The sequence below is a fragment of the Halorubrum ejinorense genome, from assembly GCF_055389685.1.
Genome location: NZ_AP043777.1, coordinates 884,448 through 910,526, shown reverse-complemented (window position 1 = coordinate 910,526; position 26,079 = coordinate 884,448). Strand labels below are relative to the sequence as shown.

Sequence of the window (26,079 nt, the reverse complement as noted above, 5' to 3'; positions counted from 1 at the left end):
CTCAGCTCGCCGGACACGAGCGCGACCCGAGTTCGACGACCCGCGTCTCTCCGTCTTCGACGTTGACCCGAACCGCCGAGAGTGAAACCGAGTCGACCCGCCCTTCGTCGTCCGCGAATCCCGCAGCGCGGTCACAGAGGTGCCCGAGAACCGGTTCGACGCGGTCCGGGTCGGGGTCCTCCGCGAGCAGCGTGAGGAGTTTCCGCCAGCGCGCGGTCGGGTATCCGCGGGCGTCCGACGGAGGGCGGTCGCGCGCGACGCGGTCGCCGTACAGCGCGTCGATCCGGCCGCCGTCGGCCGTCGTCGCGGTCGCGAACGCGAGCGCGTCGGTCGCCGGCGGGTTCGGCGCGAACATGTCCCAGCCGCTCTCGGTCGGATCCGACACCGAGGCGACCGGATCGGGCGTCTCGACGAGCCCGAGCGCCATCCCGTTCCACGCGACGAGCGCGACGAGGAGGAGCGCGGCGACGGCTGGGGCGGCGGCCGCAACCCGGTCCCGAAGGGTTCCGATCGCGGCGACGGCGAGCGAGGGGGCCGCGAGCGACGCCGACGGGGGGTTGGCCGAGACGAACCGACGGTCCGCGAATCGGCGGAGGCGGTCGGCCGGGTCGGTGACCGCCCGCTCGGTCCGGTCCCAGACGAACGGGGGGAGGAAGGGAAGCAGTGCGGCGGCTGAGATCGCGGAGAACACGCCGATCTGAAGCGTGAACGCCATCGAGAGGTGGGCCGCGAGGAGCGTCCCCGCGAGCGCCGCCCGGACCCGTCCGGCGGCCGCGACCAGCAGCGGCGAGGCGACGAGCAGCGCGACCCAGCCGTAGGTGGCGGCCGCGAGCAGTGCCGACCACTCGGGGACGAACCCGCCGAGCGGCCCGTGGAGGTAGGTGAGCCGGAAGACGCGCGCTATCGCCTCGCCCTCGAGCCACGCGGTCCCGCGAGACTTCACGACGGCGTTGGAGACGTACACCACGACCACGCTCGTCAGGAGCAACGCCGAGGCGGGACCGACGAAACGCCCGTTCCCCGGGTCCGAGACCGACTCGGAGGGCGCACCCGACGCCCGCGAGCCGCGACGCCGGACCGCGTCGACCGACCAGCGAGCGCCGAGGGGGCACAGGAGGCCGGCGCCGAGCAGTTGGAGGAGGAGCGTGTCGCCGGCGTTGAGGACGAAGGGATTGCGTGCCTGAAGCGACGCGAGCAGAATCAGCGAGGCCGCGGTCGCGACTCGGGTTCGGTGGCCGAGCGCGAGCGCGAGCGCGGCGATCGCGGCGACGGTGAACAGCGCCGCGACGGCCCACGACCCGCCGGAGACGGCGTGGAGCGAGAGCCGGGCCGCGAGGGGGTACGTCTCCGCCAGCGTCGACCGCGGGAGGACGCCCGCGTCCGTGTAGAAGGCCGTCAGGTTGCGGGCGCGGAGCGCGAGGTCGACGAGGAGGACGGCGCCGAGCGCGATCCGGAACGACGCGAGCGCGCGGGCGTCGATCCCGAGCCGGCGGCGGAGCGCGAACCGGAGGCGAGGGCGAGGACCGAGGTCGCCGCGCGAGGGATCGACTGACGTCACGGTGGTCCCGAGTCGCCCAGCGGCGGGAATAGGTCTTGCGGCGTCGTGTGAGGCCGCGAGGGGCGGCGAGGACTTGCCCCCGTCGCCGGGTTCCGGGCGTTTATGTGGCCGCCGCGGAAGCCACCGATATGCGAATCATCGCTCACGGCGGCGCCGGCGGCGCCCCGGACGACCCGGAGCCCAGACAGGCGGTCCTCGACGAGGCGGCCGCGCGCGGCGCCGACGCCGCGACGCCGCTCGACGCGGTGGAGTCGGCCGTCGGCGTCTTAGAGTCTGATCCCCGGTTCAACGCGGGCGTCGGCGGCGCGGTCCAGTCGGACGGCGTCGTCCGGACCGACGCGGGCGTGATGACCTCGGACCGCGAGGTCGGGGCCGCCTGCTCGATGCCGGGGGTCGAACGCGCGGCGAGCGTCGCTCGCGTCGTCCGCGACGAGACGCCGCACGTCTTCGTCTCGGGCGAGCACGCGGTCGAACTCGCCGACGAGTTCGGCGTCGAGACCGGCGTCGACCTGCTCACCGACGAGACGCGCGAGCGCTACGAGGAAGAGGACCCGCCCTGCGGCGGCCCCCGCGAGCACCTCGACTGGCTCGCCTCGCGGTTCGGCTCGGGCGACGATCAGGCAGGAGAGCGGTCCAAAGACGACGCCCCCGACCACGACACGGTCGGCGCGGTCGCGACCGACGGAGACGCGTTCGCCGCGGTGACCTCGACGGGCGGCCGATCGTTCGCGCTCGCCGGGCGCGTCGGCGACGTGCCGCAGGTCGGGTCTGGCTTCTTCTGTACCGAGGCCGGCGGCGCGAGCGCGACGGGCGCCGGCGAGGACATCGCTCGCGTGACGCTCTCGCGGCGCGCCGTGGGGCACCTCGAAGACGGCCTCGGCGCGCAGGCGGCGGCCGAGCGGGCGATCGACGAGTTCGAGGAGCAGACCGGATCGGGTGCGGGCGTTATCGTTCTCGGGGACGACGAGGCCGGAAGTTCGTTCAACACCGAGGGGATGCAGACGAGCGTGGCCGAGCGCTGAGATCCGGCACGGAATCGAGGCCGACGACGGTGGAATCGAGGCCGACGACGGTGGCCGCGCCGCCAGCGGAGGCGAGGATACAAATCCGCCCGCCGCCTTGCGCCGGTATGGTAACTTTCCTCGCCGGGGGGACGGGCACGCCGAAGCTCCTCGACGGCGCGGCCCGAGTGTGGGACCCGGCCGATACCGCGGTCGTCGCCAACACGGGCGACGACGTCGAGATCGGCGGCCACCTCGTCTGTCCCGACGTCGACACCGTGCTGTTCGCGGGCGGCGGGGTCTTAGACCGGGAGACGTGGTGGGGGATCGACGGCGACACCACCGCGACCCACGAAGAGCTCTCCCGGCTCGCGTCGGCCGCCGGCGACGCGATCGACGGGGACCCGGGGACCCCGCGCTACCTCGACGACGCGGCCCAGACCGCGGGCCGCGAGATCGCCCGATGGCGGCGGTTTTCGGGGGTCGGCGAGTTCATGGAGATCGGCGACCGCGACCGCGCGGTCCACGTCACTCGCACGGGCCTGCTCGACGAGGGGAAATCGCTCACGGCCGCGACGCGGGCGCTCGCCGCGGCGTTCGACCTCGACGTCGACCTCCTCCCCATGTCCGACGACCCGGTCGCGACGCTGATTCACACCGAGGACGGCGAGACGATCCACTTCCAGGAGTACTGGGTCGCGCGCCGCGCCGAGCCGGCGGTCGCCGACGTGGAGTTCCGCGGGTCCGAGGACGCCGAACCGACCGAGGCGGTGCGCGAGGCGCTCGCCGAGCCGGTCGTTATCGGCCCCTCGAACCCGGTGACGAGCCTCGGACCGATGCTGGCGCTCCCCGGGTTCGAGCGCGCGCTCCGGGAGACCCCCGTGGTCGCCGTCTCGCCGTTCGTCGGCGACGAGGTGTTCTCCGGGCCGGCCGGGGCGCTGATGGCCGGCGTCGGCCGCGAGCCCTCGACCGCGGGCGTGGCGGCGGCGTACCCCTTCGCGGACGCGTTCGTCCTCGACGAGGCGGACCCGACCGACATCGCGCGCCACGTCGAGCGCACCGACACGCGGATCGACGACGGCGACGACGCCGAGCGCGTCGCCCGGGCCTGCGAGCGAGCGTTAGAGGCGGTCGAGGGCGACGCGGCGGGCGCGTCGACGCCGCGGGAGGGCGCGGGGTGACCCCCTTCCTCGTCGCCGCGAGCCTCAGCGGTGCGGCGGACGCCGAGTGGGCGAAACGGGCGGCCGACTGCGTCGACGTCGCCCTCCTCGGCGGCGTCGCGCTCGACCCGCCCAGCCGCGCCGCGGCCCGCGACCTCGTCGCCCGCGGGCGCGAGGAGTTCCTCCCGGCCGACCCCGTGGCGTTCGTCGCGGACCAGTTCGACGCGCTCGCGGACGCTCCGGTCCGACCCGGGATCAACGTCCGGAGCGCGGCGGTCGAGCCCGTCCGCGAGGTCGCGGCGGTCTGTGCCCGCCGGGGCGCGGTCTGTGAGATCAACGCCCACTGCCGGCAGCCGGAACTGCGCGCGGTCGGCTGCGGCGAGTCGCTCCTGCGCGAGCCGGACCGCCTCGCGCGGTACGTCGCCGCCGCGGCGGAGACGGGCGCGACGACGAGCGTGAAGGTCCGCGCGGGGGTCTCCGGCGTCGACCTCGTCGCCGTCGCCGAGGCGGCGGCCGCGGCGGGCGCCGACTGGCTCCACGTCGACGCGATGGACTCGGTGCCGGTGATAGCGGCCCTCTCGGCGAGGACACAGGGCGGAGCACCGGCCGGCGACGGCCCGCTCGCCGACCTGACGCTCGTCGCCAACAACGGCGTCCGCGGCCGGGAGACGGTGGCCGAGTACGCGGCCCGCGGCGCCGACGCGGTGAGCGTGGGACGGCCGACGGAGGACCCGCCGGTCCTCGGGCGCGTCGCGGACGCGGTCGAAGCGTGGCGGCGCGGGACGCTGCGTGAGCGCGACGCCGAGACGGAGTCCGGACCGGAGGCGCGGCCGTGATCCCTTCGGACACCGAGACCGACGCTGAAGCCCGGAGGGCCGGCGTCGTCGACGACGCGACGCTCGCGCTCCTGCTGGAGGTCGCCGGCACGCCGAAGCCGGGGAACGTGGACCGGCACCGCGACCTCGCCGACCTCCGGTTCGAGTCGTTCCTCGGCGGCGCCGTCGGCGCTCGTCCCGGACTCGAGCGGGCCGCAGGCGTGACGGTCCCGGAGGGACCCGCCTCTGTCGGCGAGGCCTTCGAGCGGGCCGTCGCCGGAATGGCGACGCGTGCGGGCACGAACACGCAGTTCGGGTGCCTGCTGCTACTGGTCCCGCTGGTCCGGGCGGCCGTCGACCCCCGCCGCGGCCTCTCGCCGGACGGCGTCGACGCCGTCTGCCGGGCGACGACGGTCGACGACGCCGTCGCCTTCTACCGGGCGTTCGAGGCCGTCGACGTCGCGGTCGACGACCCGCCGCCGGGAGCGGACGACCTCGACGTGCGGCGCGGGAGCGACGCCGAGTCGGCGATTCGCGAACGCGGGGCGACGCTGCGGGACGTGCTGGCGCTGTCCGCCGACCCGGAGGATCCTGACCGCGTGCCCGACCTGAACGCCGCGGAGTGGACCGAGGGGTTCCCGCGGACGTTCCGCGCGGCCGAGTGGCTCCTGACCGACGAGGGCCCGCTCGCGGACCGGGCCGCGCGGGCGTTCCTCGGCCTGCTCGCCGCGGAGCCCGACACCCTCGTCGCGTCGACCCGAGGGGCCGAGGCGGCCCGCGATGCGAGCGAGCGGGCGGCCGCGCTGCTCGGGACGGAGCCGACGGACGGGGCCGGAACGAGGCCCGGGGTCGAGGGGGTCGACGCGGCCTCGGTCCACGGCGCCGACCTCGACGCCGCCGAGTCGCTCGCCGACGCGTTCGTCGCCGAGGGGATCAATCCGGGGACGACCGCGGACCTCACCTGCGCCGCGCTGTTGGTCGCGCTCCGGCGCGGCGCGGAGGTGGCGCCGTGACGACGGACCCGGAGGACGGCCGCGACCGCGACGACGCCGGTCCGGCGGGCGTCGTTCCCGACGGCTGGCCGGTTCCGCTCCGCGGCGTCACCGAGTCCGTCGTGACGACGCGCGGGCCGAACGACCGGTGGAACGTCGCGGCGCTGGGGCTCCACGCGCCGGTCGAACCGGGGGATCCGGTCACGGCGAGGACGTACGGGCGCACCCGCACGTGGCGGAATTTCACCGAGCGCGGCGGCGGCGTGGTCCAGTTCACGGTCGACCCGCGGACGTTCGTCGACGCCGCGCTGACGGTCAGAGAGGCCGACGACCCGGTCCTCCCGAGCGCCGACGCGTGGGCGGAGGTCCGGGTCGAGGAGACGGACGCGACGACCGAGGGGGACACGACGATCCGAACGTGGGAACTGGAGCCCGTCGAGTCGGCGGTGGTGACCGAGCGCGTTCCGACCGTGAACCGGGGGTTCGGCGCGGTCGTCGACGCCACGGTGGCCGCCTCGCGGCTCGACGTGCCGGCGTTCGACACGTCTGAGCTGCTCGACCGGCTCCGGTACTTCGCCGACGTGGTCGAGCGGTGCGGGGGGCCGGCGGAGCGCGAGGCGTTCGACCGGATCGACGAGGCGGTCGGCTGGCGGGAGCGGACGGTGGACTCGGGCCCCGCCGGCGGAGCCTCGGCCGACGAGGGCGTCGGCGGCAGTGACGCCGACGAGCGCGGGTCGTGACGAGAACCGCGACCGAGCCGCCGCGGTGACCGCGCCTCGCGGCCGCTCGCGGCGGAACGAACCCTTTTAGTTCGGGCCGCCGGTACCGCTCGGTATGGCCATCAAACCCAAGTACATCAAGCAGCTCGGGAACGCCCTGCTGGAGCGGTATCCCGACTCGTTCAACACGGACTTCGAGACGAACAAGGAGAGCGTCACGGCCCTGACCACCGTCGAGTCGAAGGGCGTTCGCAACCGAATCGCGGGCTACGTCACGCAGAAGAAGTCGCAGGCGGCACAGCACGCGTAAACGAGTTCTCTACCGATTCGTTCTGTCGCCGGCGAGCGACGGCTCTCGCGGTCGCCCCCAGCGCCGGTTAACCGACGCCCCCGACGCCGGTTGCCGGACACCTCCGACGCCGGTTTCCGGACGCCCCCGACCCTTATCTCGGAAGCCGCGGCCATCCCGCCTCGATGGACGCGCTCGTGCGGCCGGTGGTCGACCCGACGTTCGCTGCGGGCGCGCTCGGGTTCCTGCTCGGCGGCGTCGCGCTCGGCACCGCGAGCGGGTTGGTCCCCGGGCTCCACGCCAACAACTTCGCACTGCTTCTGGCCGGGTTCGCGCCGTCCGTGCCTGCCGATCCCCTGTTCGTCGGCGTCGCGATGATCGGCGCCGGCGTCGTCCACTCGTTCCTCGACATCGTCCCCGCCCTCGCGCTGGGCGTGCCCGACGCCGCGACCGCGGTCGCAGCGCTCCCGGGTCACCGGCTTGTGATCGCGGGCCGGGGGCGCGAGGCCGTCCGACTCTCCGCGGTCGGGTCCGGGCTGGCCGTCGCGCTCGCGGTGCCGCTTGCGGTCCCGATCACGTGGCTCATGCTGCGGTGGTACCCGCCGATGCGCGCGCACCTGCCGGTGTTACTCGCCGGCGTCGTCGCGGTCCTCGTGCTCACGGAGTCGTCGCGCCGGGCCGCGGTCGGCGGACTGGTCGCGTTCCTCGCGAGCGCCGCGCTCGGACTCGCGACGCTCGACGCCGACCCCGCGGCGCCGCTGTCGGTCGGCGGCGTTCTCGCGCCGCTGTTCGCCGGGCTGTTCGGCGTGCCGGTCCTCGTCGACGCGCTCGGCGGGGAGGGCGTGCCGCCGCAGGCCGATCCCCGGATCGCGATGGACGCGCGCGACCTCGGAACGAGCGCGGGCGCCGGCTCGCTCGCCGGCGCCGTCGTCGGCTACATTCCGGGCGTGTCGGCCGCCATCGCCGCCGTGGCCGCGATGCCCGCGGTGCCGCGCGAGTCGGCCGACCGCGGCTTCGTCGTGGCGACGAGCGGCGCGAACACCGCGAACACGGTCTTCGCACTGTTCGCGTTGGTCGCACTCGGAACGCCGCGGACGGGCGTGACCGTCGCCCTCGACCGGGCCGGCGTGCCGTTCGCGCTCCCGATCCTGATCGTCGCGGCCGCGACCGCCGCGTGCTTCGGGTTCGCGCTCGTCCTTCTGGTCGGGGACCCGTACCTCCGCGTCGTCGGCAACGCCGACTACACTCGACTCTCGGTCGGCGTGTTGGGGCTGCTCGCGCTGCTCTCGTACGCGTTCGCCGGGGGGTTCGGGGTCGGCGTCCTCCTCGTCGCCGGGGCGTTGGGACTGTTCCCGCCGCGGGTCGGCGCGCGGCGCGTCCACCTCATGGGCGTGCTCATCGGGCCGCTGATCGTCGGGTGAGCACGGGCACGGACCGCCTCGGCTTCGGTCGGCGAGGGGCACGGTACCGGGCCGCACGGCCCGCTGGGGGAAAGAACAACGGTTAAAAGTCGCGCGCTGGTGAGTAGGTGTATGAGCCAGAGCGACTCTCAGAGCACTCCGCAGTGCGTCTCCTGTGGGATTCAGGTGTCCGGCATGAACGCCGCGCGGTTCTCCTGCCCGGACTGCGGCACCACCATCTACCGGTGTTCGAAGTGCCGGAAGCAGAGCAACCTCTACGAGTGCCACGACTGCGGCTTCCGGGGGCCCTGAGATGGGTGACGTTGCCGCGAAGATCAAGGTCATGCCGAACAGCCCCGAAGTCGACCTCGACGACCTTCAGGACCGTCTGGAAGAAGTCCTGCCCGAGGGCGCGAAGATCCGCGGCTTCGAGCGCGACGACGTCGCGTTCGGCCTGGTCGCGCTCCTGCCGACCGTCATCGTCCCCGACGGCGCGGGCGGCACGGAGGCCGTCGAGGAGGCGTTCTCGCAGGTCGACAACGTCGAGTCCGTCGCGGTCGAGAACGTCGGTCGCCTCTGAGGCGAACCGAGCGGCGCCTGCGGTCCCGGTTTTTTGCGGTTCGGCCGTCTCGAACAGCGGCGGGCTTCGCGAGGGGGGGTGAGACGCCGAGCCGTCACGCTCGCAGTTGAACGGTGGAACTCGTCGCCGGTCGCGGTCGAGAAAAACCCGCTACCGGCCGGACTCGTAGAACTCCTCGCGGTACACGCGCCCGAACGCGTTGCGCCGGAGGGTGCTGGCGGCCGCGTCCGGCTCCTCCTGATACGTCGCGGCGATAACGGTGTCGGCGAAGGGGATCGGGTGCCAGACGACGTTGTCGACGTTCTCGGAGCCGATCCGCACGACGTCGTCCTCGTCGAAACCGCTGTCGGCGAGCCAGGCGTCGAACTCGTCGGCGTCCCCGACGTGAACCGCGAGCAGCTCCGCGAACGTCGCGTCTCGGGCGGTCCGGATCACCTCGGGGGTGACTCGCTCGTCGTACTCGTCGGCGCCGAATGACATCGCCTTGGTCGCCTCGCGGACGACCACCTGCGCGACGGGGCCGACCTCCTCGTACCGTTCGAGCGCCTCGGCACGCGTCTCGGGGGCGAAGGTGCCTCTGGTCTCCATACTCGGGGTTGGCCGGGGTCCGGGAAGGGCGTTCCGCTACGGATCGCGGTCGGCCGCGGCCTCGTCGTTCGCGTCGTCGGTGTCGGCGACGGCGGGGTCGGCGTCGTCCGCCTCTCGGGTCAGCTCCCGCGCCTCGCGGATCGCCTCCGCGACGGCGGGGTCGTCGACCGATTCGGGGTCCGGAACACCGGCTCCGGGAGAGGGATCGCCGTCGTGGGCGTGGCCGTGACCGTGGTTGTGGCCCGAGGCGGCTCCCCCCGATCCCATGCCGACGTCGGGGCGCCCGCGCGCGACGGTGTCTTCGAACACCTCGTTGTACTCGGCATCGTCGGCGTGCGGCGTCACGTCGGCGGCGAGTCCGGCCGGGTCGCGCTCGCTCCAGTCGGTGACGCGCTCGTCGAGCCACGCTTCGTGGTCGTCGCCGTGGAGCATCGCCGTGAACGCGAGGTGGTGCGCGAGGTGTTCGCCGTCGCGCTGCGGGGTGTCACAGACGGGGCACGCGTATCCCATGTCGTGACTAGCTACGACCGTGGGCCGTAAAGTGGCGTCGAACCGGTCGCCGCGCCGGGAGTCGGCGGGGCCGTCGGCGCGTCTCTCGCCGCTATAACAGCAACTTTATCACTCGCACGAAGCGAATTTCGGGTAAGACTACTCCGTTAGGAGGTCCAACAGTGACTGAAGCCAACACACAACCGGAGGTGAACATCGGTCTCGTCGGTCACGTCGACCACGGGAAGACCACGCTGGTGCAGGCGTTGTCCGGCTCGTGGACCGACCAGCACAGCGAGGAGATGAAACGCGGTATCTCGATCCGGCTGGGGTACGCGGACGCGACGTTCCGCCGCTGTCCCGGCGTCGACGAGCCCGAGTGTTACACCGTCGACGAGGAGTGCGAGGACGGGTCCGCGAGCGAGCCGATCCGAACGGTCTCGTTCGTCGACGCGCCGGGCCACGAGACGCTGATGGCGACGATGCTCTCTGGCGCCTCGATCATGGACGGGGCGGTCCTCGTCGTGAGCGCGACCGAGGACGTCCCCCAGGCCCAGACGGAAGAGCACCTGATGGCGCTCGATCTCATCGGGATCGAGAACATCGTCATCGCACAGAACAAGGTCGACCTGGTCGACCGCGACCGCGCCGTCGACAACTACCGGCAGATCCAGGAGTTCGTCGAGGGCACGGTCGCCGAGGACGCGCCGATCGTCCCCGTCTCGGCCCAACAGGAGGTCAACCTCGACCTGCTCATCGACGCGATCGAAACGGAGATCCCGACGCCGGACCGCGACCCGGGCGAGAGCGCCCGGATGTACGCGGCCCGCTCGTTCGACATCAACCGTCCGGGCGCGACCGCAGAGGACCTCAAGGGCGGCGTCGTGGGCGGGTCGCTCGTCAGCGGCGAGCTGTCGGTCGGCGACGGGCTGGAGATCCGCCCCGGCCGCGAGGTCGACGAGGAGGGACAGACCGAGTGGCGGCCGCTGGAGACGACCGTCCGTTCGCTACAGGCCGGCAACCGCGACGTCGAGACCGCCCACCCCGGCGGGCTCCTCGGCGTCGGCACGGGACTCGACCCGAGCCTGACGAAGGGCGACGCGCTCGCCGGGCAGGTCGCGGGCGAGCCGGGGACGCTCCCCCCGACCCGCGAGGAGTTCGAGATGACGGTCGACCTGCTCGACCGCGTCGTCGGGAAGGAGGACGACGAGAGCGGCGAGAGCGACATCGAGGATATCAGCACCGGCGAGCCGTTGATGCTCACGGTCGGCACGGCGACGACGGTCGGCGCCGTGACGAGCGCGCGCGACGGCGAGTGCGAGGTGAGCCTCAAGCGACCCGTCTGCGCCGACGAGGGCGCACAGATCGCGATCAACCGACGCGTCGGCGCGCGCTGGCGGCTCATCGGCGTCGGGACGCTCGCGTAGCGTGGCCGACGACGCCCGCGCGGACGGTCCGGAGTCGACCGCCGCGGGCGACGCCCGGGCCGAGGACCTCGCCGGAGACGAGTCGGACGGCGTCCCGGTCGTCGCACTCGACGCGAGCGCCCTGATGGCGCCGGTCGAGGCCGGCCTGCGGCTGTTCGAGGAGCTCGATCGGCTCCTCGGGGGGTACGAGACGGTGGTTCCGGCGCCGGTGGTCGCGGAACTCGCCGACCTCCAGAGCGGCAACGGCGCGGAGGCGACCGCAGCGAGCGTCGGTGCGGACCTCGCCGAGCGGGCGGAGACGGTCGAGACGGACGAATCGTACGCCGACGACGCGCTCGTCGCCCTGGCCGCGGCCGGCCGGGTCGACGCCGTCGTCACCAACGATCGACCCCTCGCGAACCGGGTACTGGCCGCGGACGCACCAGTAATCGGTTTAAGGGGTCGGAACACACTGGCGATAACGGAACCCTAGCGGCCGCGGACAACCAACAACATGTACAAACGAGTTCGACTCAAGGACACGGTCGAGGTCCCGCCGAAGCACCTGGCGGACGTCACCGACGAGCGGGTGAAAGCTCTGCTCCAAGACAAGCTGGAAGGACGGATGGACGAGGACGTCGGCAGCGTCGTGAGCGTCATCGAGGTTCACGACATCGGCGACGGGGCGGTGTTACACAACCGGCCGGGCGTCTACTACGAGGCGGAGTTCGACGCGCTCACCTACGACCCCGACATGCAGGAGGTCGCCGACGGTACCGTCGTCGAGACGGTCGAGTTCGGCGCGTTCGTCGGGATCGGTCCGGTGGACGGCCTGCTCCACGTCTCGCAGATCACCGACGAGTACCTCACGTTCGACGGCGCGAACCAGCAGCTCGCCTCGTCCGACTCCGACAAGACGCTCGGCGTCGACGACGCCGTGCGCGTCCGCGTCGTGACGAAGAGCATCGACGAGCGCAACCCTCGCGACTCGAAGATCGGGCTCACGGCGAAACAGCCCGGCCTCGGCAAACACGAGTGGCTGGAGGGCCAACGGCTTCACCGCGAGCAGACCGGTGAGGAGGCCGACTGATGGCAGAGGACCGCCTGGCGTGTCGGGAGTGCCACCACGTCAACGACCCCGACGCCCAGACCTGCGAACACTGCGGGTCGTCGTCGTTGACTGAGGACTGGGCGGGATACGTCATCATTACCAAGCCCGCCGACAGCCAGATCGCCGAGGAGATGAACGTCACCGAGTCGGGCGCGTACGCGCTCAAGGTCCGGTAACCGTCCGCGTTCGGGGAAGAGACCGATGACGGAGCCGCTTCTCACGCTGCCCGAGTCCCTTCGCGACGCGTTCAAGGAGCCGCTGGGGCCGGCGACGACCGACGTCGCCGCCCTTCTGGACGCCGTCGACGAGACCCGAGAGCGGTACGGCTCGACCGCCGGAGACCCCGCACCGCTGATCGCGGTCGGCGACGTGGTCACCTACCACCTCCGAGAGGCGGGTCGCGTTCCGGACGTGGCGTTCGTCGACGGGAAGACGGAGCGCGAGGCGGTCCGCACGGAGATAGAGACCGCGCTCGCGGCCACGGAGGAGCGACGGATCGCGGTCGAGAATCCGGCTGCCGGGCTGTCGACGGCGCTGCTCGACGCGCTCGCCGAGGCGCTCGCGGCCGGGGAGCCGGTGACGATCGAGGTGACCGGCGAGGAGGACCTGGCGGCGCTGCCGGCGATGCTCGCGGCGCCGGTCGGATCGACCGTCGTCTACGGCCAGCCCGGTGAGGGGATGGTCCGCGTCGCGATCACGCCCGAGGCCCGGAGGGAGGCACGGGAGCTGTTCGAGGGGCTGTCGGGCGACACGGCGGCCGCGTGCGACGCGCTCCGGGTCGATCCGAGCGGGTTCGACGAAGGAGAGTCGGCCTAGCGGCCGGGACGGCGACGAACCATTTCGTTCTGTCGAGCGACCTCAGTCGCGCTCGACGACGACGCTCGCGCCGAGGACGGCCAGCCCGGCGACGAGGCCGACCGCGCTCACCAGCCACGGCGTCACGGGAGCCGCCGAGAGCGAGAGGTACGGTTCGATCCCGTTGCGCCGGAGGCCGTCGAGCGCTTCGAGCCCCCAGTGACCGCTCGCCAAGAGCGAGACGCCGCCGACGACGCCGAGGCCGCCGGTGACGAAGCCGACGCCCGTGAGCGCGTCCTCCGCGGCGAGGAGGGTCCAGATGTCGTCGTCGCTCGGCTCCGGACCGCGGGCGAGGCGGCGCTGGAGCGTGACGAGGCCGAGACCGGCGCCGGCGGCCGCGACCGTGCCGAACAGGGCGACCGCCGCGACGCCGAGCGAGGTCGACGCCGGTGGGCCGGTGAAGGCCGCCTCCCGGACGGGCGCCGGCAGCGTCGCGACGAGCGGGGCTGCGAGCGCGGCGATCAGCGCGAGGCCGCCGCAGATCCGTGCCTTCCGGATCGGGGACATCGGGACGACGATGTTCGCCGCCCGCTTGAGTTCGTATCGCGATCGGTCGGCCGGATCGAATCGGGTGTCGTCGTCGGGCATCCGTGTGATAACGTGAATCACGGTCCGGAGCGGTGAAACCCTGACGCCGAACCGCACGGTCGGTCGACCGCCGGCGAGCAGTTCGGCGGCGACACCCCCGCTTCGAAATCCTTTTACAGCTTTCGAGGGGATATACGCTTAACTGAACCATGGACGTCGATATCATCTCCGAGGACGAGAATCCGATGCTGCACCGTACCGATATCCGCTTCGAGACGACCCACGAGGAAGCGACTCCCTCGCGGCTCTCGGTCCGCGACTCGCTCGCGGCCAAGCTCGACAAGGACTCCGAGGAGGTCGTCGTCCACGAGCTCGACACGAAGTTCGGCATGCGCAAGACGGTCGGCTACGCGAAGGTGTACGACTCCGCGGCCGACGCGTTAGACGTCGAACAGGACCACATGCTCGAACGCAACAAGATCGGCGACGAGGACGCGGACGCCGAGGAAGCGTAACGCCGCCGGATGCGGGTTCTCGGCATCGAAGGTACCGCGTGGTGTGCGAGCGCCGCGCTGTACGACGCCGAGACCGACTCAGTTCTCATCGAATCCGACCCCTACGAACCGGACAGCGGCGGCATTCACCCGCGCGAGGCCGCCGAACACATGTCCGAGGCGATCCCCGAGGTCGTCGACCGGGTGTTGACCGCGGCCGAGGCGGAACACGGCCCGGACGCCGTCGACGCGGTCGCGTTCTCGCGAGGTCCCGGGCTGGGCCCCTGTCTCCGGATCGTCGGGACCGCGGCGCGGTCGCTCGCCGGGACGCTCGACGTGCCGCTCGTCGGGGTCAACCACATGGTGGCGCACCTGGAGATCGGTCGCCACCGCTCCGGCTTCGATAACCCCGTCTGTCTGAACGCCTCGGGGGCGAACGCGCACCTGCTCGGTTTCCACGACGGGCGGTACCGCGTCCTCGGCGAGACGATGGACGCGGGCGTCGGCAACGCGATAGACAAGTTCACCCGGCACGTCGGCTGGAGCCACCCCGGCGGGCCGAAGGTCGAGGCGGCGGCCGCGGAGTACACCTCCGAGGCGGAAGCGGACGCTGATGGAGCTGATCTCCTCGATCTGCCCTACGTCGTCAAGGGGATGGACTTCTCGTTTTCCGGGATCAGCTCGGCCGCCAACGACGCCGCGGACGCCGGCGTCCCGACCGGCGAGATCTGCTTTTCGCTCCAAGAGCACGTGTTCGCGATGCTCACCGAGGTGGCGGAGCGCGCTCTGTCGCTGACCGGCGCCGACGAACTCGTCTTGGGCGGCGGCGTCGCCCAGAACGACCGGCTGCGGGAGATGCTGGCCGCGATGTGTGACGCTCGCGACGCCGACTTCCACGCGCCGGAGCCGAGATTCCTCCGCGACAACGCCGGGATGATCGCCGTGTTGGGCGCGAAGATGGCCGCGGCCGGCGACACGCTCCCGATCGCCGAGTCCGCGGTCGACCCGAACTTCCGACCGGACCAGGTGCCGGTGACGTGGCGGTCGGGGGAGTCGGTCGCACGGGTCCCCGGGGATACCGGAGCAAACTCGGGAGGCGCGCCGACGGCCGATCACCGCGGCGCGGAGGCGACCGTCACGGTCGACGGGGACGGCGGCGACAGTCGCGTGATCAAGCGCCGCGTCCCGAAGTCGTACCGGCACCCCGAGTTAGACCGCACGCTCAGACGCGACCGGACCGTCGCTGAGGCCCGGCTGACGAGCGAAGCGCGCCGCGCGGGGGTCCCGACGCCGCTCGTGTACGAGGTCGATCTCCCGGCCGGAACGCTGACCCTTCAGCACGTCGGCGAGCGCGACCTCGCGGCCGCGCTCGACGAGCGATGGACCGAGGCGGTCGGCCGCCACCTCGGACGGCTTCACGGCGCCGGCATCGTCCACGGCGACCCGACGACCCGGAACGTGCGAGTGGGGTCGAGCGGCGCGGGGGACGCGGAGACGGACGGCGAGTCGAGCGACGCCGCGGACGCGGGACCGAGCGCGAGGCCGGACGCCGCGTCGCGGACGTATCTCATCGACTTCGGACTCGGCTTCCACACCGGCCACGTCGAGGACCACGCGATGGACCTCCACGTGTTCGAGGGGTCCGTCCGCGCGACGGCGACGGATCCCGAGCCCCTGATCGCGGCGTTCGAAGCCGGGTACGAGGCAACCGGCGACGGCGAAGTCCTCGACCGACTTCGGGACGTGGCGAACCGTGGTCGCTACCGCTGACGGCGGGGGATCGGCCGATCGGTCGTGTGGACGTCCGCGGTTCGATCGCCGATCGGTGGCGCCACGATTTATGGTGCCGGCGGATAGACGTACGGATATGGCAGACAAACCGTCGTCCGGAGAGGTTCTCGGGATCCCGTACAACTTCGAGCGTCCGAGCCTCGGGCGGCTGCTCTCGTCGTACTGGCAGCCCGACAAGGGAATGCTCGTCGAGAAGCCGTTCGGTATCGGGTACACGCTGAACCTCGCCAACTGGCGCTCGTGGATCGTCCTCGCGGTCGCCGGCGGGCTCTACTACCAGCAGCAACAGTCGGGCGGAGCGGCCGCCGTCGACGAGTCCGCGGACGGGGACGACGACGGGCCCGTCGAAGTGATCGTCGACGACGACTGATCTTAACCGCGAGGGGGTGCCGGCCTCGTCCGCGTCGTGGTCGGCGGTCTCAACGTTGATTCCGCATCGGTTTCTTTTAAATACGAGTAGACTGTATTTCGGGTAATGAAAGTAGAGTTCGAATGCTCGTGTTCGGAGGAGATCTCCGAGTTCACTCGGGGTCAGACCAGCCGCGGGGTCCACGTCGAATGCGGGAACTGCGGCGCGGTGTACGCCGTGACGATCACCGAGTTGGACTAGCGGGCTCGGACGCCGACTCGAACCGGAGGCGGACCGTGGTGCCGTCGTCGTCCGCGGCGAACCGGACGGTGCCGCCCTGCGTCTCACACAGCCACTTGACGAGCCACAGTCCGATACTGCTCGCGTGCGAGAGGGGCGTCTCCTCTTCGGCCTGTAACACCGCGCGCTCGTCCGGCGGGATCCCCGGCCCGTTGTCGGTGACTTCGAGGCAGGTGGTCGTCCCGTTCTCGCGGACCGTCGCCTCCACGCGGCGCGTCGCGCCGTCGTTGTGCGTCACCGCGTTCTCGAACACCTCGCGGATCGGGTACGCGACGGAGTCGTCGGCGCGGATCCACGCCTCGGAGGGTGCCTCGACGCTGACCGAGGCGCTCCCGGCGTCGACGACGCCGACCGCCTCGTCGACCGCGTCGACGAGGTCGACGCGGCCCTCGGGGTGGTCGGGGGACGCGTCCTCGATCGCTCGGAGCTTCTCGCTGATGGCGACGACGTCGTCGGTCGTCTGTCGGATCGTCTCCAGACACTGCTGGCTCCGGTCGTCGTCGATCCGGTCCGCCAGCAGGTCGGTGTAGCCGCGGATCACGTTGAGGTCGTTGCGGATGTTGTGCCGAAAGACCCGACTCAGAACCTGTAGCTGCTGGTTCGAGGTTTCGAGCTCCCGGTTGGCGGCCTCCGCCCGCCGCCGATGGTGGGTGACGGCACCGTAGAGGATCGCACCCGAGCCGGCGACCAGCAGCCAGTCACCCGCGAGGCGCGCGGGCGTCCACCCGACCGCGGACCCGCTCACGGACGCGACCGCGACGTCGACCGCGAGCGCGAACAGCGCTCCGCCACAGAGGTACACGGCGGTGAGAACCGTCGCCGACCGCCCGAAGAGGTGTTCCGAGGTATATTTCATTTATATTTAGTTTTACACCCGGTGGATTTTCTTCGCAGGAAACATCTCGACGGCCGACGGCTTAAGTTTTCACCGGCGACCCGCCCGGACCGCCAGCGACGGCGACCGGGTTCACCACGGCGCGCAGTCCGCACAGACGAGGGCGTCACCGTCGCGCCAGCATCGTTCGACCCGCTCGCCGCACCGGTCGCAGTCCGCGCCGTCGGCGTGCCACGTCGAGGTGGGGCTCGCGGGGTCGACGCGGTCGACGTCGCCGTCGACGGCCGCGTTCGAGCCGTCGTCAACGGCAGCCTCCGAGCCGTCGGCTCCGGCCTCGGTGCCGGCGTCCGGAGCGAAGTCGTCGAGCGACCGGTCCTCGGACATCTACGCCTCCCGCCGGAGGCGGTCGACGACGTAGTCGCGCTCCAGTTCGCCGAGGAACTCGCCGAGCCGGGGGCCCTGCGTGTCGTCGAAGAACAGGCGGTACCCCGCCGCGAAGAAGTCGCTGACCTCGACGTCGTGGTCGCGAGCGGTCTCGTACATCGCCGCCTGAATCTCCTCGCCGTCGTGGCCGGCGGCGACGAAGTCGGCGAGGTCGTCGAGCGCGGCCGCGACCGCGTCGTCGAACTCGACCGCGGGGAGGTCGGTCTGGAGTAGGTAGTCGTACTCGTTTTCGGTCCGCTCGGCCCAGTTCCGCGCGTTTTCGACCCTGGCGAGCGCGGCGTCGACGGCGTCGGCGTCCGCGTCGGGGGGGACGTGCCCCTCGTCGCGGGCGAGGCGCTCGCGGAAGTCGGGGTCGTCGACCATCCCGAGGACCGCCGCGAACGTGTACGGGAGCCTGAGGGGTTTCTCCGTCGGCGGGTCGTCCGCTCGACCGACGACGAACGGGTACGCGCGCTCGGCGAACGCTGTGAGGTCCTCGTCGTCGACCTCGCCGAAGTAGGCGCGTTCGAACCGGTCGAAGCGGTCGACGAGTTGGTCGAGCCGCCCGATGTCGAGGTCGCGGGCCTTCTTCGGGTGGAGCGCGAAGAAGAAGCGCAGCACCTCGGGTTCGAGCAGCTCCAACAGCTCCTGTACCGTGACGACGTTCCCCTCCGAAGAGGAGAACGCCTCGCCGTTGAGCGTGAACCACTCGTACACCATCGGCACGGGCGGCTCCTCGCCGAAGACGTTTCGCGCCACGTCGACGCCGGAGGGCCACGAACCCTCGGCGTGGTCCTTCCCGAACGGCTCGAAGTCGACGCCGAGGACCCCCCACTGGGCGGGCCACTCAAGCCGCCACGGGAGCTTCCCCTCGCGGAACGTCGCGGTGCCCTCGTGGCCGCAGCCCTCGATGGTGTTGCCGCCGGCGTCCATGTCCGTACAGACGTACTCGACGGTCTCGCGGTCGAGATCGATCGCCGTCACCGTCTCCGTCACCTTCCCGCACTCCGCACAGATCGGGTTGAACGGGACGTACTCGTCGTCGACCTTGTCCTGGTACGGGGAGAGCACCTCGCGGACGCGGTCCGCGTCGGAGAGGACGGTTCGGACCGCGTCGTCGAAGTCGCCTTCGGCGTACAGCGCCGTGTTCGAGAGCATCTCGACGGGGACGTTCAGCCGGTCCGCGTCGGCCTTGAGCAGCCCGGCGAAGTGGGCCGCGTACGACTCCGCCTCGCCGAACGGGTCCGGGATCGCGGTGTACGGCTTCCCGAGGTTGCGGCCGAGCGCGCCCGCGTCGACCTCGCCGAGCCCGACGATGTCGCCGTCCGCGTTCGCCAGCTTGCGCGGCACCTTCCGCAGCGGGTCCTTGTCGTCGGAGGTGAACACCTGCCGGACCTCGTGGCCGCGGTCGCGCAGCACCTCGGCGACGAAGTAGCCGCGCATGATCTCGTTGAAGTTGCCGAGGTGGGCGACCCCGGACGGCGAGACGCCGCCTTTGATGACGATCGGCTCGTCGGGGTCGCGCGCTTCGACCTCGTCGGCGACCACGTCGGCCCAGAAGGCGTGGTACGCCTCGTCGCTTCCGTCGGCGGAGTCCCCGTCGTCGAGCGCGGACCCCCCCGAGAGAATGTGTGGGGAGTCGTCGCCTTCGGGGGGAGCGGCGTCGTCCGCGCTCATCTGTTCCCCGCCCAGCGGCTCGGTTCGTCGGCGTCGACCGGGACGACGTCGGTCCCGGTGTGGTCACCGCGGAGGACCGCGTCGACGACGGCGGTCGGGTCGGTCCCGTCGAGAACGACCGAGCGGATCCCCGCCCGGTCGATCAGCTTCGCCGCGAGCAGGTCCACGGGGGCGGACGCGCCCGCGTCGCGGCTCATCGGGAGGACCACCTCGACGAGTTCGGCCGGCGACAGGGTCGCGAACTGCGTCGCGTCCGGGTCGGCGTTGGGGTCGGCGTCGTACACGCCGTCGGCGCTCGTGGCGTACACGAGCAGGTCGGCGTCGACCGACTCGGCGAACGCGGCGGCGACCGCGTCCGTCGTCTGCCCGGGCGTGACGCCGCCCATCACCGCCACCTCGTCGCGGCGGAGCGCCGCGCCCGCCTCCTCGTAGTCGGTCGCCGGCGCGAGGTTCGCGCGGTCACCGAGGGCGGCGATCAGGAGCCGGGCGTTGAGGCGGGTCGTGCCGATACCGAGCCGGTCGAGTTCGACCTCGTTGGCGCCCAGGTCGCGGGCCGTTTCGATGTACTCGCGGGCGACGCCCCCGCCGCCGACGACGACCCCGACCTCGCAGCCGTCGGTGACCAGCCGTTCGATCGCCTCGGCGTACGCGGCCACGCGCTCGGGGTCGAGGTCCGGCGCGAGCACGCTCCCGCCGATAGAAACGACGACTCTCATTGGCGACGACTACCCCTGTCGCGGTCTTAAGGATTGTCAAGCCCGGACGCGGCGGGAAGCGGACGGGCGGTACTCTCGGAGCGGTCGAGCCGACCGGGAAACGCCTAAGCCGGTCGCGGCCCGCCCTCGGGTATGCGACCGATATCGATCGTCGGTGACGGGGCGTCGGCGCTGGCGCGGCGGCTGGCGGCGCGGCTCGACGGGCGGGTCGCGGTCGTGGAACGCGACGGCGACCCGGACGAGACGCCCCGGTCCGAACCGGAGCCGAGCGACGACGCGTCCGGAGCGGACACCGCGATCGCGTTCGACGGGGACGGGAACTGGAGCGGTCGGGGGACGGTCGAGGGGTTCGACGACCTCCTCGACGGCCTCGCGCCCGACCACGACTACCTGCTCGCGGTCGGCGCGTCGCGGCTGCGCGTGCCCGCGGTCCTCCTCGGTCCGAACCCGGACCCCGAGGGCGTTCCGGGGACGGTCCTCGCGACCGCGGCCGAACCCGACGACGTCGACCTCGACGCCCTCGTCGCCGACCTCGACGAGGCGGAGCCGTGGATCACCCGGGAGGCGCTGGTGCGGCGCGTCGAGGCGTCTGCGGACGCCGACCGATCGGGCGCGATCGCGACGTTCACCGGGCGCGTCCGCGCCCGCGACGGCCCGGACGACGACCGGACGACTCACCTCGCGTTCGAGAAGTACGAGGGGGTCGCCGGAGAGCGGATGGACGCCATCGCCGACGAACTCGCGGCCCGGGACGGCGTCTTCGACGTGCGGATGCACCACCGGACCGGCGTGATCGAGGCGGGCGAGGACATCGTCTTCGTCGTGGTGCTCGCCGGTCATCGGGGTGAGGCGTTCCGGACGGTCGAAGACGGGATCGACCGGCTGAAAGACGAGGTTCCGATCTTCAAGAAGGAGGCGACGGAGTCGGAGACGTTCTGGGTACACCGCCGCGACTGAACGGAGGGGCTAATCGGTCCGACCCACCCGACCCGTCGCTTCAGATCCGGCCGCGTCGGAGCGCCCGACCGAGCGCGCGGCGGCCGCGTCGGCGCCTCGGAGGGAGCAGCATGCGGCTGTTTTTGCTGGCAGTTGGCGAGCGAGCGGGGTATCGGTGAGCGACTCGGTGGTCTGGTTTCCGTTCGAGGAAACGCCCTTAGAACAGAGCATAAAATTTCTAAAGCGCTTTGAAACGTTTCTGAAGAGTCCGTCAGACACGTTTTAGCCCGCGAGTTTCGATGAAACGCGGTGAAACCCCCTGAACGTCGCCCAACGGTGTCACCTTTATAACACCCTTCGGCGGCAAGCGTGGGATGTACTATGAGCGCGACGACGAACCCCTCCACGAACGCGAGCGCGAACGATGACCGCAGTAAGGAAGAGCGGCTGAAGCGGTACCTGATCGACCGCGCACAGGACGGTGAGATGTACTTCAAAGGGAAGTTCATCTCCGAGGATGTCGACCTCTCGCCGAAAGAGATCGGGGCCCTGATGGTGAAGCTCCGCGACTCCGCGACGGAGCTCACCGTCGAGAAGTGGTCGTACACGGGCGCGACGACGTGGCGCGTCGAGCCCGCCTGAATCGGTCTCGGGCCGCGAACGAACCGTACCCCGCTTGATCCCCGCCGCGCTCGGTCCGCGGCGTGGTCCCCGTAACGCGCTTTTCGGACTGACCGACCGCCCGCTTGACCCCGCCACCGACCGGTTCGACCGGCCGGTTCCGGTTCCCGTACCCGCCGACGCGGGGTTTATACTCGCCGACGAGTTACGACGTGACGATGCCAGAACACGAGGACGCGGCGACGGCCGCTGACGGCGCGCCGCGTCCCGAACCGCTCCGGACGTTCTTCCGGATCGACGAGGTCCGGCAGGAGGACGGCCGCGTGCGGTACCGCGGCGAGTCGTACGTCCCGGAGCGGACGCTGTTGCGGAAGCTGACCCCCCACTTCCGCGAGGCGGGCTACGAGGTCGACGTCGAGGCGGTCGAGGGCGGTCACGTCGTCGTCGCCACGCCGTTCGACCGCGGGCGAGACGGGATCCCCTGGGTGAACCTCGCCATGTTCGCGGCCACGGTGCTGTCGACCCTGTTCGTGGGCGCGTACGGCTGGTACTACGTTCCGCTCGCGGAGATCCAATCGAACCCGCTCACCCTGCTTCAGGCGTGGCCGTTCACCGCCGCCGTCCTCGGGGTGCTGATGACGCACGAGCTCGGCCACTACGCCGCCGGCCGCTATCACGGCGTCCCCGTCTCGCTTCCGTACGTCATCCCGTTCGTCTTCCCGTTCGGGACGCTCGGCGCCGTCATCCGTATCCGCGGACGGATGCCCTCGCGGAAGGTGCTCTTCGACATCGGCGCGGCCGGGCCGATCGCGGGGTTGGTCGCGACGGTGACGGTGACCGCGATCGGGCTGTCGCTCGACCCGATTCGGGTGCCCGCGGAGCTCGCGAACGCGTCGGAGACGATGATCCGGTTCAACAACCCGCCGCTTTTGGGCCTCATCTCCGATCTCCTCGGCCGGCCGACGAGCTACGCGGACCCGCAACTCACCGCGCATCCGGTCGTGATCGGCGGATGGGTGGGGATGTTCTTCACCCTCCTGAACCTCCTGCCGGTCGGGCAGCTCGACGGCGGCCACATGGTCCGGGCGATGGTCGGCCCGCGGCAGGAGACGGTGGCGGCGCTCGTCCCCGGCGTCCTGTTCGGGATCGCCGCGTACCTCCACTTCTGGCGGGGCCTCGGGCTGAACGAGTCCGTCGGGCTGTGGGCGTTCTGGGGCGTGTTCGCGGCGGTGATCGCGTTCAACGGTCCGGCGAACCCGACGGACGAGGGAGGGCTGGGACTCGCCCGGCTCGCGGTCGGTGTCGCCACGTTCGCCGTCGGCGCGCTCTGTTTCCTCCTCGTTCCGATCCAGGTCGTCGGCGCATGACGGCGAAACGGGTGATATCGACGCCGTGACCGCCGTTCTCTCCCGGCTGCGAACTGGCGTCGAGCGGCTCGGCTTCCGGACGCTGTACCGGCTCGCCGACCTGACGTACGCTCTCGGCGTCGCCACCCCGAAGCGCACGGTCGCCGGGGGGTACTGGAGCTACGAGCCGACGAACCCGCACGGCGACGACCCCGGGCTCGCGGCGCTCGACCGACTCCCCGACGACGCGGTGATCCTCGACGTGGGCGCGCACGTCGGCGAGCACGCCATCCCGCTAGCGCGCGGTACCGACCGGCGCGTGGTCGCGTTCGAGCCCAACGGCGAGAGCGCTGACCGGCTGGCTCGAAACGTCGAACGGAACGGGCTCGGGGAGCGGATCGACCTCAGGCGGGCCGGCCTCGGGGACGCGAACGCGACGCTGACCTTCTATCGGTCGACGTTCTCGAAGTGTTCCGCGTTCGACCGCGACCTCGCGACGAGGTGGGGCGCGAGCGTCGCGGGCACCGAGCGAGTGCCGATCCGCCGGCTCGACGACCTCGTCGAGCGAGTGGGTGACGGCGACGGAGCGGGCGAGGGTGAAGAGACGGACGGCGCCGACGAGGCCGACGAGCCGGGCAGCACCGGCGATACGGAGGGCGCCGAGCCACTCGACTCGGTCCCGCGGCCGGACGCGATCAAGGTCGACGTGGAGGGCCGCGAGGCCGCGGTGCTCCGGGGCGCGGCGGCGACGATCGCGGCGTGTCGCCCGCTCGTGGTCGTCGAAGTCCACGGCGAACCGGCGGGCGACGAGTCGACACGAGCCGCGACCGGGCCGGCGGAGTCCGACGCGGCGGCTCTCCTGACGTGGCTCGAGACGCGGGGCTACGCGGTCGAGGAGGCGGGAGACGTGTGGGTCTGTCGGCCGACGAGAGAGCCGAACGGGGAGGCGTGAGTCAGTCCTCCCGGCGCTTCTTCATTCCCTGCCGGGTGAACTGCGGGGTGGCGCGGAGGCCGCGCTTGCTCCGGAACGACCGGTACAGCGCGATCGCGAGCGGTGCGGCCAGCGCGAGGACGACCGCCGCGAGCCGCCAGTTCTCCGCGAACGAGTAGAGGATCGTCGCCGAGAGGACGCCGACAGCGAGCAGCACCGAGTAGGCGATCCGCATCGCCAGCTTCTCTAAGACCTTCGTGTCGTCCTCCAAGACGACGTTGACGGTCAGGTCGTCGCGGTTGGCGCGGTCGAGGAACTCGTCGGCCTTCGGCGGGACCGTGAACAGCGCCTCGGTGGTCCGCTGGACCTGCCTGCCGGCGTCCTCGGCGAGGTCGCGGGCGGTCTGCTCGTAGTACCCCTCGTCGCGGAGGTAGTCGGTCGCCGTCGAGATGAAGTCGAAGTCGGGGTCGAGCGTGACGCAGACCCCCTCCACGACGGTCGCGACCCGGAGGACCAAGGCGAGGTTCGGCGGGAGCCGCAGCGGGAACTCGTAGATGGTCGACTCCACCTGTTCGATGATCTGGTTCACCTGGTACTGCTCGATGTCCTCGCCGCTGGCGTCGGCGATGGCCAGCTCCATCACGTTGCCCATCACCTCGCGGTCCGCCTCCGGCGAGAGCGTGCCCATCGAGATCAGCGTGTCGAGGATGGCGTCGATGTCCTGTCTGGCGACCGCGACGTAGAAGTCGACGATCTTCTCCTGGATGAACGGGTCGACGCGGCCCGCCATCCCGAAGTCGTAGAAGATCACGGCGCCGTCGTCCGCGACCGCGAGGTTCCCGGGGTGGGGGTCGGCGTGGAACACGCCGTCTTCGATGATCATCTGGAGGTACACCTCCTGGAGCGTCTCCGCGATGGCCGTCCGGTCGTGGCCCGCCTCGTCGAGCCCGTCGATGTCGCTGATCTTCGTGCCCGGGACGTACTCCATCGTGAGCACCCGCGGCCCGGAGACGGCCTCGTACGTCTCCGGGATGCGGATCTGGTCGTTGTCGGCGAAGTTGCCGCGGATCTCTTCGAGCATCGTCCGCTCGCGGTCGTAGTCCATCTCCTCGCGGATCGTCTTGGCGAACTCGTCCGCGAGGTTCTCCAGCGAGAACGCTCGGCCGGCGCCGGTGAACCGCTTGATCAGCGGGATCGACCAGCGGATCGTCCGGAGGTCGGCCTCGACGAGCGACTCGATCCCGGGCCGGCGGACCTTCACGGCGACCGAGTTCCCCTCGTACTGAGCCGTGTACACCTGTCCGAGGCTCGCGCCGCTTATCGGGTCGCGGTCGAAGTCGTCGAACGTCTCGTCGACGGGGCCGAACTCGTCTTCGAGGACGACCTTCGACTCTTCCCACGGGGCGGGCGGCACGTCGTCTTGGAGCCCCTCTAACACCTCGATGTACGCCGGCGGCAGGATGTCGGGCCGGGTCGAGAGGATCTGTCCGAGCTTGATGAACGTCGGGCCGAGCGTGAGCAGGATGTCGAGCAGGACCGCGGCCCGCTCGCGCTGGGTCTCGGCGTCGACCTCGCGGCTCCCGCCGAACAGGAAGTACCGCCGACTGTCACGCCAGTAGGTGATGATGAGCGGCGAGAACTGCCGCAGAACGACGACGAACCGCCAGTACGCGCGAAGGTTGACCAGCGTGACCACCCGTCAGGCGTCGCCCTCGTCGTCCGCGTCGTCGACGGGGATGCTCCGAGAGACCTCGCGCTCTCGCTTGGGGAGGGAGATCTCGAGGACGCCCCGGTCGATCTCGGCGTCGGCTCCGGCGCCGTCGGCGTCGGTGGGGAGGGGGAGTTCGGCGTCGAGGAACAGCGGGCGGTCCTCACGGACGTACTCGAACCCGTCGGGGACGGCCTTGTCGCGGCGTCCCTCGATATCGATCCGTCCGTCCTCGACGAGGACCTCGGTGGTCTCGGCGGTCGCGCCGGGGAGGTCGACGACGAGCACGTACCCCTCGTCGGATTCGAGGAGATCCGCAAACACCGCGTCCGGGAGGTCCCGGAGCGCGTCGCGTAGCGCTGACATGGACGATGGTAGGGTCGCCGCGGCGAAAAAGCTGTGGAAAGGGCGGGTTCCGGCCGCGTGACCTCGCACCGACGATGGCGACGCCGCCGGCCGTC

Annotated in this window: 32 protein-coding genes; 22 read left to right on the top strand and 10 right to left on the bottom strand. The window is 71.4% G+C overall.

Features of this window, described 5'->3' with window-relative positions; translation table 11 throughout:
• Nucleotide 1: 1 nt before the first annotated feature.
• Complete coding sequence (locus ACZ5KW_RS05595) at nt 2-1,558, bottom strand: HTTM domain-containing protein (RefSeq protein WP_343775531.1); 1,557 nt, start codon at nt 1,556-1,558, stop codon at nt 2-4.
• A 128-nt stretch (nt 1,559-1,686) separates the two neighbouring features.
• Here ACZ5KW_RS05595 and ACZ5KW_RS05590 point away from each other — a divergent pair, with 128 nt between their 5' ends.
• The 9 genes from ACZ5KW_RS05590 (at nt 1,687) to ACZ5KW_RS05550 (ending at nt 8,514) form a co-directional block, all read left to right on the top strand.
• Nucleotides 1,687-2,580 carry an isoaspartyl peptidase/L-asparaginase gene (locus ACZ5KW_RS05590; protein WP_343775533.1) on the top strand — a complete coding sequence of 298 codons (894 nt, stop codon included), beginning with the start codon at nt 1,687-1,689 and terminating at the stop codon, nt 2,578-2,580.
• A 107-nt stretch (nt 2,581-2,687) separates the two neighbouring features.
• On the top strand, nt 2,688-3,740 hold the full coding sequence (gene cofD / locus ACZ5KW_RS05585) for a 2-phospho-L-lactate transferase (protein ID WP_343775535.1): 1,053 nt from the start codon (nt 2,688-2,690) through the stop codon (nt 3,738-3,740).
• Nucleotides 3,737-4,555 (top strand): beta/alpha barrel domain-containing protein, encoded by an 819-nt coding sequence (locus ACZ5KW_RS05580; protein ID WP_343775538.1) that lies wholly within the window; start codon nt 3,737-3,739, stop codon nt 4,553-4,555. Before cofD ends, ACZ5KW_RS05580 begins: the two co-directional genes overlap by 4 nt.
• Nucleotides 4,552-5,547: a triphosphoribosyl-dephospho-CoA synthase gene (locus ACZ5KW_RS05575; protein WP_343775541.1), complete on the top strand. Its 996-nt coding sequence runs from the start codon at nt 4,552-4,554 to the stop codon at nt 5,545-5,547. Before ACZ5KW_RS05580 ends, ACZ5KW_RS05575 begins: the two co-directional genes overlap by 4 nt.
• On the top strand, nt 5,544-6,266 hold the full coding sequence (locus tag ACZ5KW_RS05570; RefSeq protein ID WP_343775544.1) for a DUF447 domain-containing protein: 723 nt from the start codon (nt 5,544-5,546) through the stop codon (nt 6,264-6,266). Before ACZ5KW_RS05575 ends, ACZ5KW_RS05570 begins: the two co-directional genes overlap by 4 nt.
• Before the next feature lie 94 nt (nt 6,267-6,360).
• A complete protein-coding gene (locus ACZ5KW_RS05565; RefSeq protein WP_006630244.1) occupies nt 6,361-6,555 on the top strand; it encodes a 30S ribosomal protein S17e in 195 nt (64 codons plus the stop codon).
• 164 nt (nt 6,556-6,719) lie between these two features.
• Complete coding sequence (locus ACZ5KW_RS05560; RefSeq protein ID WP_343775548.1) at nt 6,720-7,955, top strand: tripartite tricarboxylate transporter permease; 1,236 nt, start codon at nt 6,720-6,722, stop codon at nt 7,953-7,955.
• Nucleotides 7,956-8,066: 111 nt separating this feature from the next.
• Complete coding sequence (locus ACZ5KW_RS05555; protein ID WP_343775550.1) at nt 8,067-8,246, top strand: HVO_2753 family zinc finger protein; 180 nt, start codon at nt 8,067-8,069, stop codon at nt 8,244-8,246.
• Between the two features lies 1 nt (nt 8,247).
• Complete coding sequence (locus tag ACZ5KW_RS05550; protein ID WP_343775552.1) at nt 8,248-8,514, top strand: elongation factor 1-beta; 267 nt, start codon at nt 8,248-8,250, stop codon at nt 8,512-8,514.
• Nucleotides 8,515-8,664: 150 nt separating this feature from the next.
• On the opposite strand, the gene ACZ5KW_RS05545 is transcribed toward ACZ5KW_RS05550, so the two are convergent.
• Together ACZ5KW_RS05545 and ACZ5KW_RS05540 are read right to left on the bottom strand one after the other, a co-directional pair.
• Nucleotides 8,665-9,102: a DUF5809 family protein gene (locus ACZ5KW_RS05545; RefSeq protein ID WP_343775555.1), complete on the bottom strand. Its 438-nt coding sequence runs from the start codon at nt 9,100-9,102 to the stop codon at nt 8,665-8,667.
• Between the two features lie 36 nt (nt 9,103-9,138).
• A complete protein-coding gene (locus ACZ5KW_RS05540; protein WP_343775558.1) occupies nt 9,139-9,612 on the bottom strand; it encodes a DUF5810 domain-containing protein in 474 nt (157 codons plus the stop codon).
• 161 nt (nt 9,613-9,773) lie between these two features.
• Here ACZ5KW_RS05540 and ACZ5KW_RS05535 point away from each other — a divergent pair, with 161 nt between their 5' ends.
• Genes ACZ5KW_RS05535 through ACZ5KW_RS05515 form a run of 5 tightly spaced genes read left to right on the top strand, consistent with a single transcriptional unit; the run spans nt 9,774 to nt 12,924 of the window.
• Entirely contained in the window at nt 9,774-11,018 is a 1,245-nt protein-coding gene (locus ACZ5KW_RS05535; RefSeq protein ID WP_343775561.1) for a translation initiation factor IF-2 subunit gamma, read from the top strand.
• 1 nt (nt 11,019) lies between these two features.
• Nucleotides 11,020-11,490, top strand: a complete 471-nt coding sequence (locus ACZ5KW_RS05530) for a PIN domain-containing protein (protein WP_343775563.1) — start codon at nt 11,020-11,022, stop codon at nt 11,488-11,490.
• 21 nt (nt 11,491-11,511) lie between these two features.
• Nucleotides 11,512-12,087, top strand: a complete 576-nt coding sequence (locus tag ACZ5KW_RS05525) for a DNA-directed RNA polymerase (protein WP_050026201.1) — start codon at nt 11,512-11,514, stop codon at nt 12,085-12,087.
• The gene (gene spt4, locus ACZ5KW_RS05520; protein WP_343775566.1) at nt 12,087-12,284 is read left to right on the top strand and encodes a transcription elongation factor subunit Spt4; all 198 of its coding nucleotides are present in this window, start codon (nt 12,087-12,089) and stop codon (nt 12,282-12,284) included. Before ACZ5KW_RS05525 ends, spt4 begins: the two co-directional genes overlap by 1 nt.
• A gap of 25 nt (nt 12,285-12,309) precedes the next feature.
• Nucleotides 12,310-12,924, top strand: a complete 615-nt coding sequence (locus tag ACZ5KW_RS05515) for a GTP-dependent dephospho-CoA kinase family protein (RefSeq protein ID WP_343775568.1) — start codon at nt 12,310-12,312, stop codon at nt 12,922-12,924.
• Between the two features lie 42 nt (nt 12,925-12,966).
• On the opposite strand, the gene ACZ5KW_RS05510 is transcribed toward ACZ5KW_RS05515, so the two are convergent.
• On the bottom strand, nt 12,967-13,551 hold the full coding sequence (locus ACZ5KW_RS05510) for a hypothetical protein (protein WP_343775570.1): 585 nt from the start codon (nt 13,549-13,551) through the stop codon (nt 12,967-12,969).
• A gap of 149 nt (nt 13,552-13,700) precedes the next feature.
• On the opposite strand from ACZ5KW_RS05510, the gene ACZ5KW_RS05505 reads away from it, so the two are divergent.
• The 4 genes from ACZ5KW_RS05505 (at nt 13,701) to ACZ5KW_RS05490 (ending at nt 16,386) form a co-directional block, all read left to right on the top strand.
• Nucleotides 13,701-14,006, top strand: a complete 306-nt coding sequence (locus ACZ5KW_RS05505; RefSeq protein WP_343775572.1) for a 30S ribosomal protein S24e — start codon at nt 13,701-13,703, stop codon at nt 14,004-14,006.
• A gap of 9 nt (nt 14,007-14,015) precedes the next feature.
• The gene (locus ACZ5KW_RS05500) at nt 14,016-15,755 is read left to right on the top strand and encodes a bifunctional N(6)-L-threonylcarbamoyladenine synthase/serine/threonine protein kinase (protein WP_343775574.1); all 1,740 of its coding nucleotides are present in this window, start codon (nt 14,016-14,018) and stop codon (nt 15,753-15,755) included.
• A gap of 97 nt (nt 15,756-15,852) precedes the next feature.
• On the top strand, nt 15,853-16,146 hold the full coding sequence (locus ACZ5KW_RS05495; RefSeq protein ID WP_343775576.1) for a DUF5808 domain-containing protein: 294 nt from the start codon (nt 15,853-15,855) through the stop codon (nt 16,144-16,146).
• A 105-nt stretch (nt 16,147-16,251) separates the two neighbouring features.
• Nucleotides 16,252-16,386, top strand: coding sequence for a hypothetical protein (locus ACZ5KW_RS05490; RefSeq protein WP_343775579.1), 135 nt, complete (start codon nt 16,252-16,254; stop codon nt 16,384-16,386).
• Here ACZ5KW_RS05490 and ACZ5KW_RS05485 read toward each other — a convergent pair.
• From ACZ5KW_RS05485 to pyrH, 4 genes are all read right to left on the bottom strand, one after another.
• Nucleotides 16,370-17,281 (bottom strand): sensor histidine kinase, encoded by a 912-nt coding sequence (locus ACZ5KW_RS05485; protein ID WP_343775581.1) that lies wholly within the window; start codon nt 17,279-17,281, stop codon nt 16,370-16,372. The two genes, ACZ5KW_RS05490 and ACZ5KW_RS05485, sit on opposite strands and share 17 nt — an antisense overlap.
• Nucleotides 17,282-17,392: 111 nt before the next feature.
• Nucleotides 17,393-17,644, bottom strand: a complete 252-nt coding sequence (locus ACZ5KW_RS05480) for a DUF7573 domain-containing protein (protein ID WP_343775584.1) — start codon at nt 17,642-17,644, stop codon at nt 17,393-17,395.
• A complete protein-coding gene (gene lysS, locus ACZ5KW_RS05475; RefSeq protein ID WP_343775587.1) occupies nt 17,645-19,360 on the bottom strand; it encodes a lysine--tRNA ligase in 1,716 nt (571 codons plus the stop codon).
• Nucleotides 19,357-20,076 (bottom strand): UMP kinase, encoded by a 720-nt coding sequence (gene pyrH / locus ACZ5KW_RS05470; protein ID WP_343775589.1) that lies wholly within the window; start codon nt 20,074-20,076, stop codon nt 19,357-19,359. Before pyrH ends, lysS begins: the two co-directional genes overlap by 4 nt.
• 132 nt (nt 20,077-20,208) lie before the next feature.
• Here pyrH and ACZ5KW_RS05465 point away from each other — a divergent pair, with 132 nt between their 5' ends.
• The 4 genes from ACZ5KW_RS05465 to ACZ5KW_RS05450 all read left to right on the top strand — a co-directional run bounded on the left by ACZ5KW_RS05465 (nt 20,209) and on the right by ACZ5KW_RS05450 (nt 23,931).
• Complete coding sequence (locus tag ACZ5KW_RS05465) at nt 20,209-21,033, top strand: molybdopterin synthase (RefSeq protein ID WP_343775591.1); 825 nt, start codon at nt 20,209-20,211, stop codon at nt 21,031-21,033.
• 360 nt (nt 21,034-21,393) lie between these two features.
• Nucleotides 21,394-21,654 carry a DUF7123 family protein gene (locus tag ACZ5KW_RS05460; protein WP_343775594.1) on the top strand — a complete coding sequence of 87 codons (261 nt, stop codon included), beginning with the start codon at nt 21,394-21,396 and terminating at the stop codon, nt 21,652-21,654.
• Between the two features lie 197 nt (nt 21,655-21,851).
• A complete protein-coding gene (locus ACZ5KW_RS05455) occupies nt 21,852-23,000 on the top strand; it encodes a site-2 protease family protein (RefSeq protein ID WP_343775597.1) in 1,149 nt (382 codons plus the stop codon).
• A gap of 25 nt (nt 23,001-23,025) precedes the next feature.
• The gene (locus ACZ5KW_RS05450) at nt 23,026-23,931 is read left to right on the top strand and encodes an FkbM family methyltransferase (protein ID WP_343775600.1); all 906 of its coding nucleotides are present in this window, start codon (nt 23,026-23,028) and stop codon (nt 23,929-23,931) included.
• A gap of 1 nt (nt 23,932) precedes the next feature.
• On the opposite strand, the gene ACZ5KW_RS05445 is transcribed toward ACZ5KW_RS05450, so the two are convergent.
• Both ACZ5KW_RS05445 and ACZ5KW_RS05440 read right to left on the bottom strand, forming a co-directional pair.
• Nucleotides 23,933-25,606, bottom strand: coding sequence for an ABC1 kinase family protein (locus ACZ5KW_RS05445; RefSeq protein WP_343775603.1), 1,674 nt, complete (start codon nt 25,604-25,606; stop codon nt 23,933-23,935).
• Between the two features lie 3 nt (nt 25,607-25,609).
• Nucleotides 25,610-25,984, bottom strand: coding sequence for an Hsp20/alpha crystallin family protein (locus tag ACZ5KW_RS05440; protein ID WP_343775606.1), 375 nt, complete (start codon nt 25,982-25,984; stop codon nt 25,610-25,612).
• Between the last annotated feature and the right edge of the window lie 95 nt (nt 25,985-26,079).

Coding starts and splice junctions, on each gene's coding strand:
- ACZ5KW_RS05590 (WP_343775533.1), top strand. CDS start 1,687: ATGCGAATCATCGCTCACGGCGGCGCCGGCGGCGCCCCGGACGACCCG.
- cofD (WP_343775535.1), top strand. CDS start 2,688: ATGGTAACTTTCCTCGCCGGGGGGACGGGCACGCCGAAGCTCCTCGAC.
- ACZ5KW_RS05565 (WP_006630244.1), top strand. CDS start 6,361: ATGGCCATCAAACCCAAGTACATCAAGCAGCTCGGGAACGCCCTGCTG.
- ACZ5KW_RS05560 (WP_343775548.1), top strand. CDS start 6,720: ATGGACGCGCTCGTGCGGCCGGTGGTCGACCCGACGTTCGCTGCGGGC.
- ACZ5KW_RS05555 (WP_343775550.1), top strand. CDS start 8,067: ATGAGCCAGAGCGACTCTCAGAGCACTCCGCAGTGCGTCTCCTGTGGG.
- ACZ5KW_RS05550 (WP_343775552.1), top strand. CDS start 8,248: ATGGGTGACGTTGCCGCGAAGATCAAGGTCATGCCGAACAGCCCCGAA.
- ACZ5KW_RS05545 (WP_343775555.1), bottom strand. CDS start 9,102: ATGGAGACCAGAGGCACCTTCGCCCCCGAGACGCGTGCCGAGGCGCTC.
- ACZ5KW_RS05540 (WP_343775558.1), bottom strand. CDS start 9,612: ATGGGATACGCGTGCCCCGTCTGTGACACCCCGCAGCGCGACGGCGAA.
- ACZ5KW_RS05525 (WP_050026201.1), top strand. CDS start 11,512: ATGTACAAACGAGTTCGACTCAAGGACACGGTCGAGGTCCCGCCGAAG.
- spt4 (WP_343775566.1), top strand. CDS start 12,087: ATGGCAGAGGACCGCCTGGCGTGTCGGGAGTGCCACCACGTCAACGAC.
- ACZ5KW_RS05515 (WP_343775568.1), top strand. CDS start 12,310: ATGACGGAGCCGCTTCTCACGCTGCCCGAGTCCCTTCGCGACGCGTTC.
- ACZ5KW_RS05510 (WP_343775570.1), bottom strand. CDS start 13,551: ATGCCCGACGACGACACCCGATTCGATCCGGCCGACCGATCGCGATAC.
- ACZ5KW_RS05505 (WP_343775572.1), top strand. CDS start 13,701: ATGGACGTCGATATCATCTCCGAGGACGAGAATCCGATGCTGCACCGT.
- ACZ5KW_RS05500 (WP_343775574.1), top strand. CDS start 14,016: ATGCGGGTTCTCGGCATCGAAGGTACCGCGTGGTGTGCGAGCGCCGCG.
- ACZ5KW_RS05495 (WP_343775576.1), top strand. CDS start 15,853: ATGGCAGACAAACCGTCGTCCGGAGAGGTTCTCGGGATCCCGTACAAC.
- ACZ5KW_RS05490 (WP_343775579.1), top strand. CDS start 16,252: ATGAAAGTAGAGTTCGAATGCTCGTGTTCGGAGGAGATCTCCGAGTTC.
- ACZ5KW_RS05485 (WP_343775581.1), bottom strand. CDS start 17,281: ATGAAATATACCTCGGAACACCTCTTCGGGCGGTCGGCGACGGTTCTC.
- ACZ5KW_RS05480 (WP_343775584.1), bottom strand. CDS start 17,644: ATGTCCGAGGACCGGTCGCTCGACGACTTCGCTCCGGACGCCGGCACC.
- lysS (WP_343775587.1), bottom strand. CDS start 19,360: ATGAGCGCGGACGACGCCGCTCCCCCCGAAGGCGACGACTCCCCACAC.
- pyrH (WP_343775589.1), bottom strand. CDS start 20,076: ATGAGAGTCGTCGTTTCTATCGGCGGGAGCGTGCTCGCGCCGGACCTC.
- ACZ5KW_RS05465 (WP_343775591.1), top strand. CDS start 20,209: ATGCGACCGATATCGATCGTCGGTGACGGGGCGTCGGCGCTGGCGCGG.
- ACZ5KW_RS05460 (WP_343775594.1), top strand. CDS start 21,394: ATGAGCGCGACGACGAACCCCTCCACGAACGCGAGCGCGAACGATGAC.
- ACZ5KW_RS05455 (WP_343775597.1), top strand. CDS start 21,852: ATGCCAGAACACGAGGACGCGGCGACGGCCGCTGACGGCGCGCCGCGT.
- ACZ5KW_RS05440 (WP_343775606.1), bottom strand. CDS start 25,984: ATGTCAGCGCTACGCGACGCGCTCCGGGACCTCCCGGACGCGGTGTTT.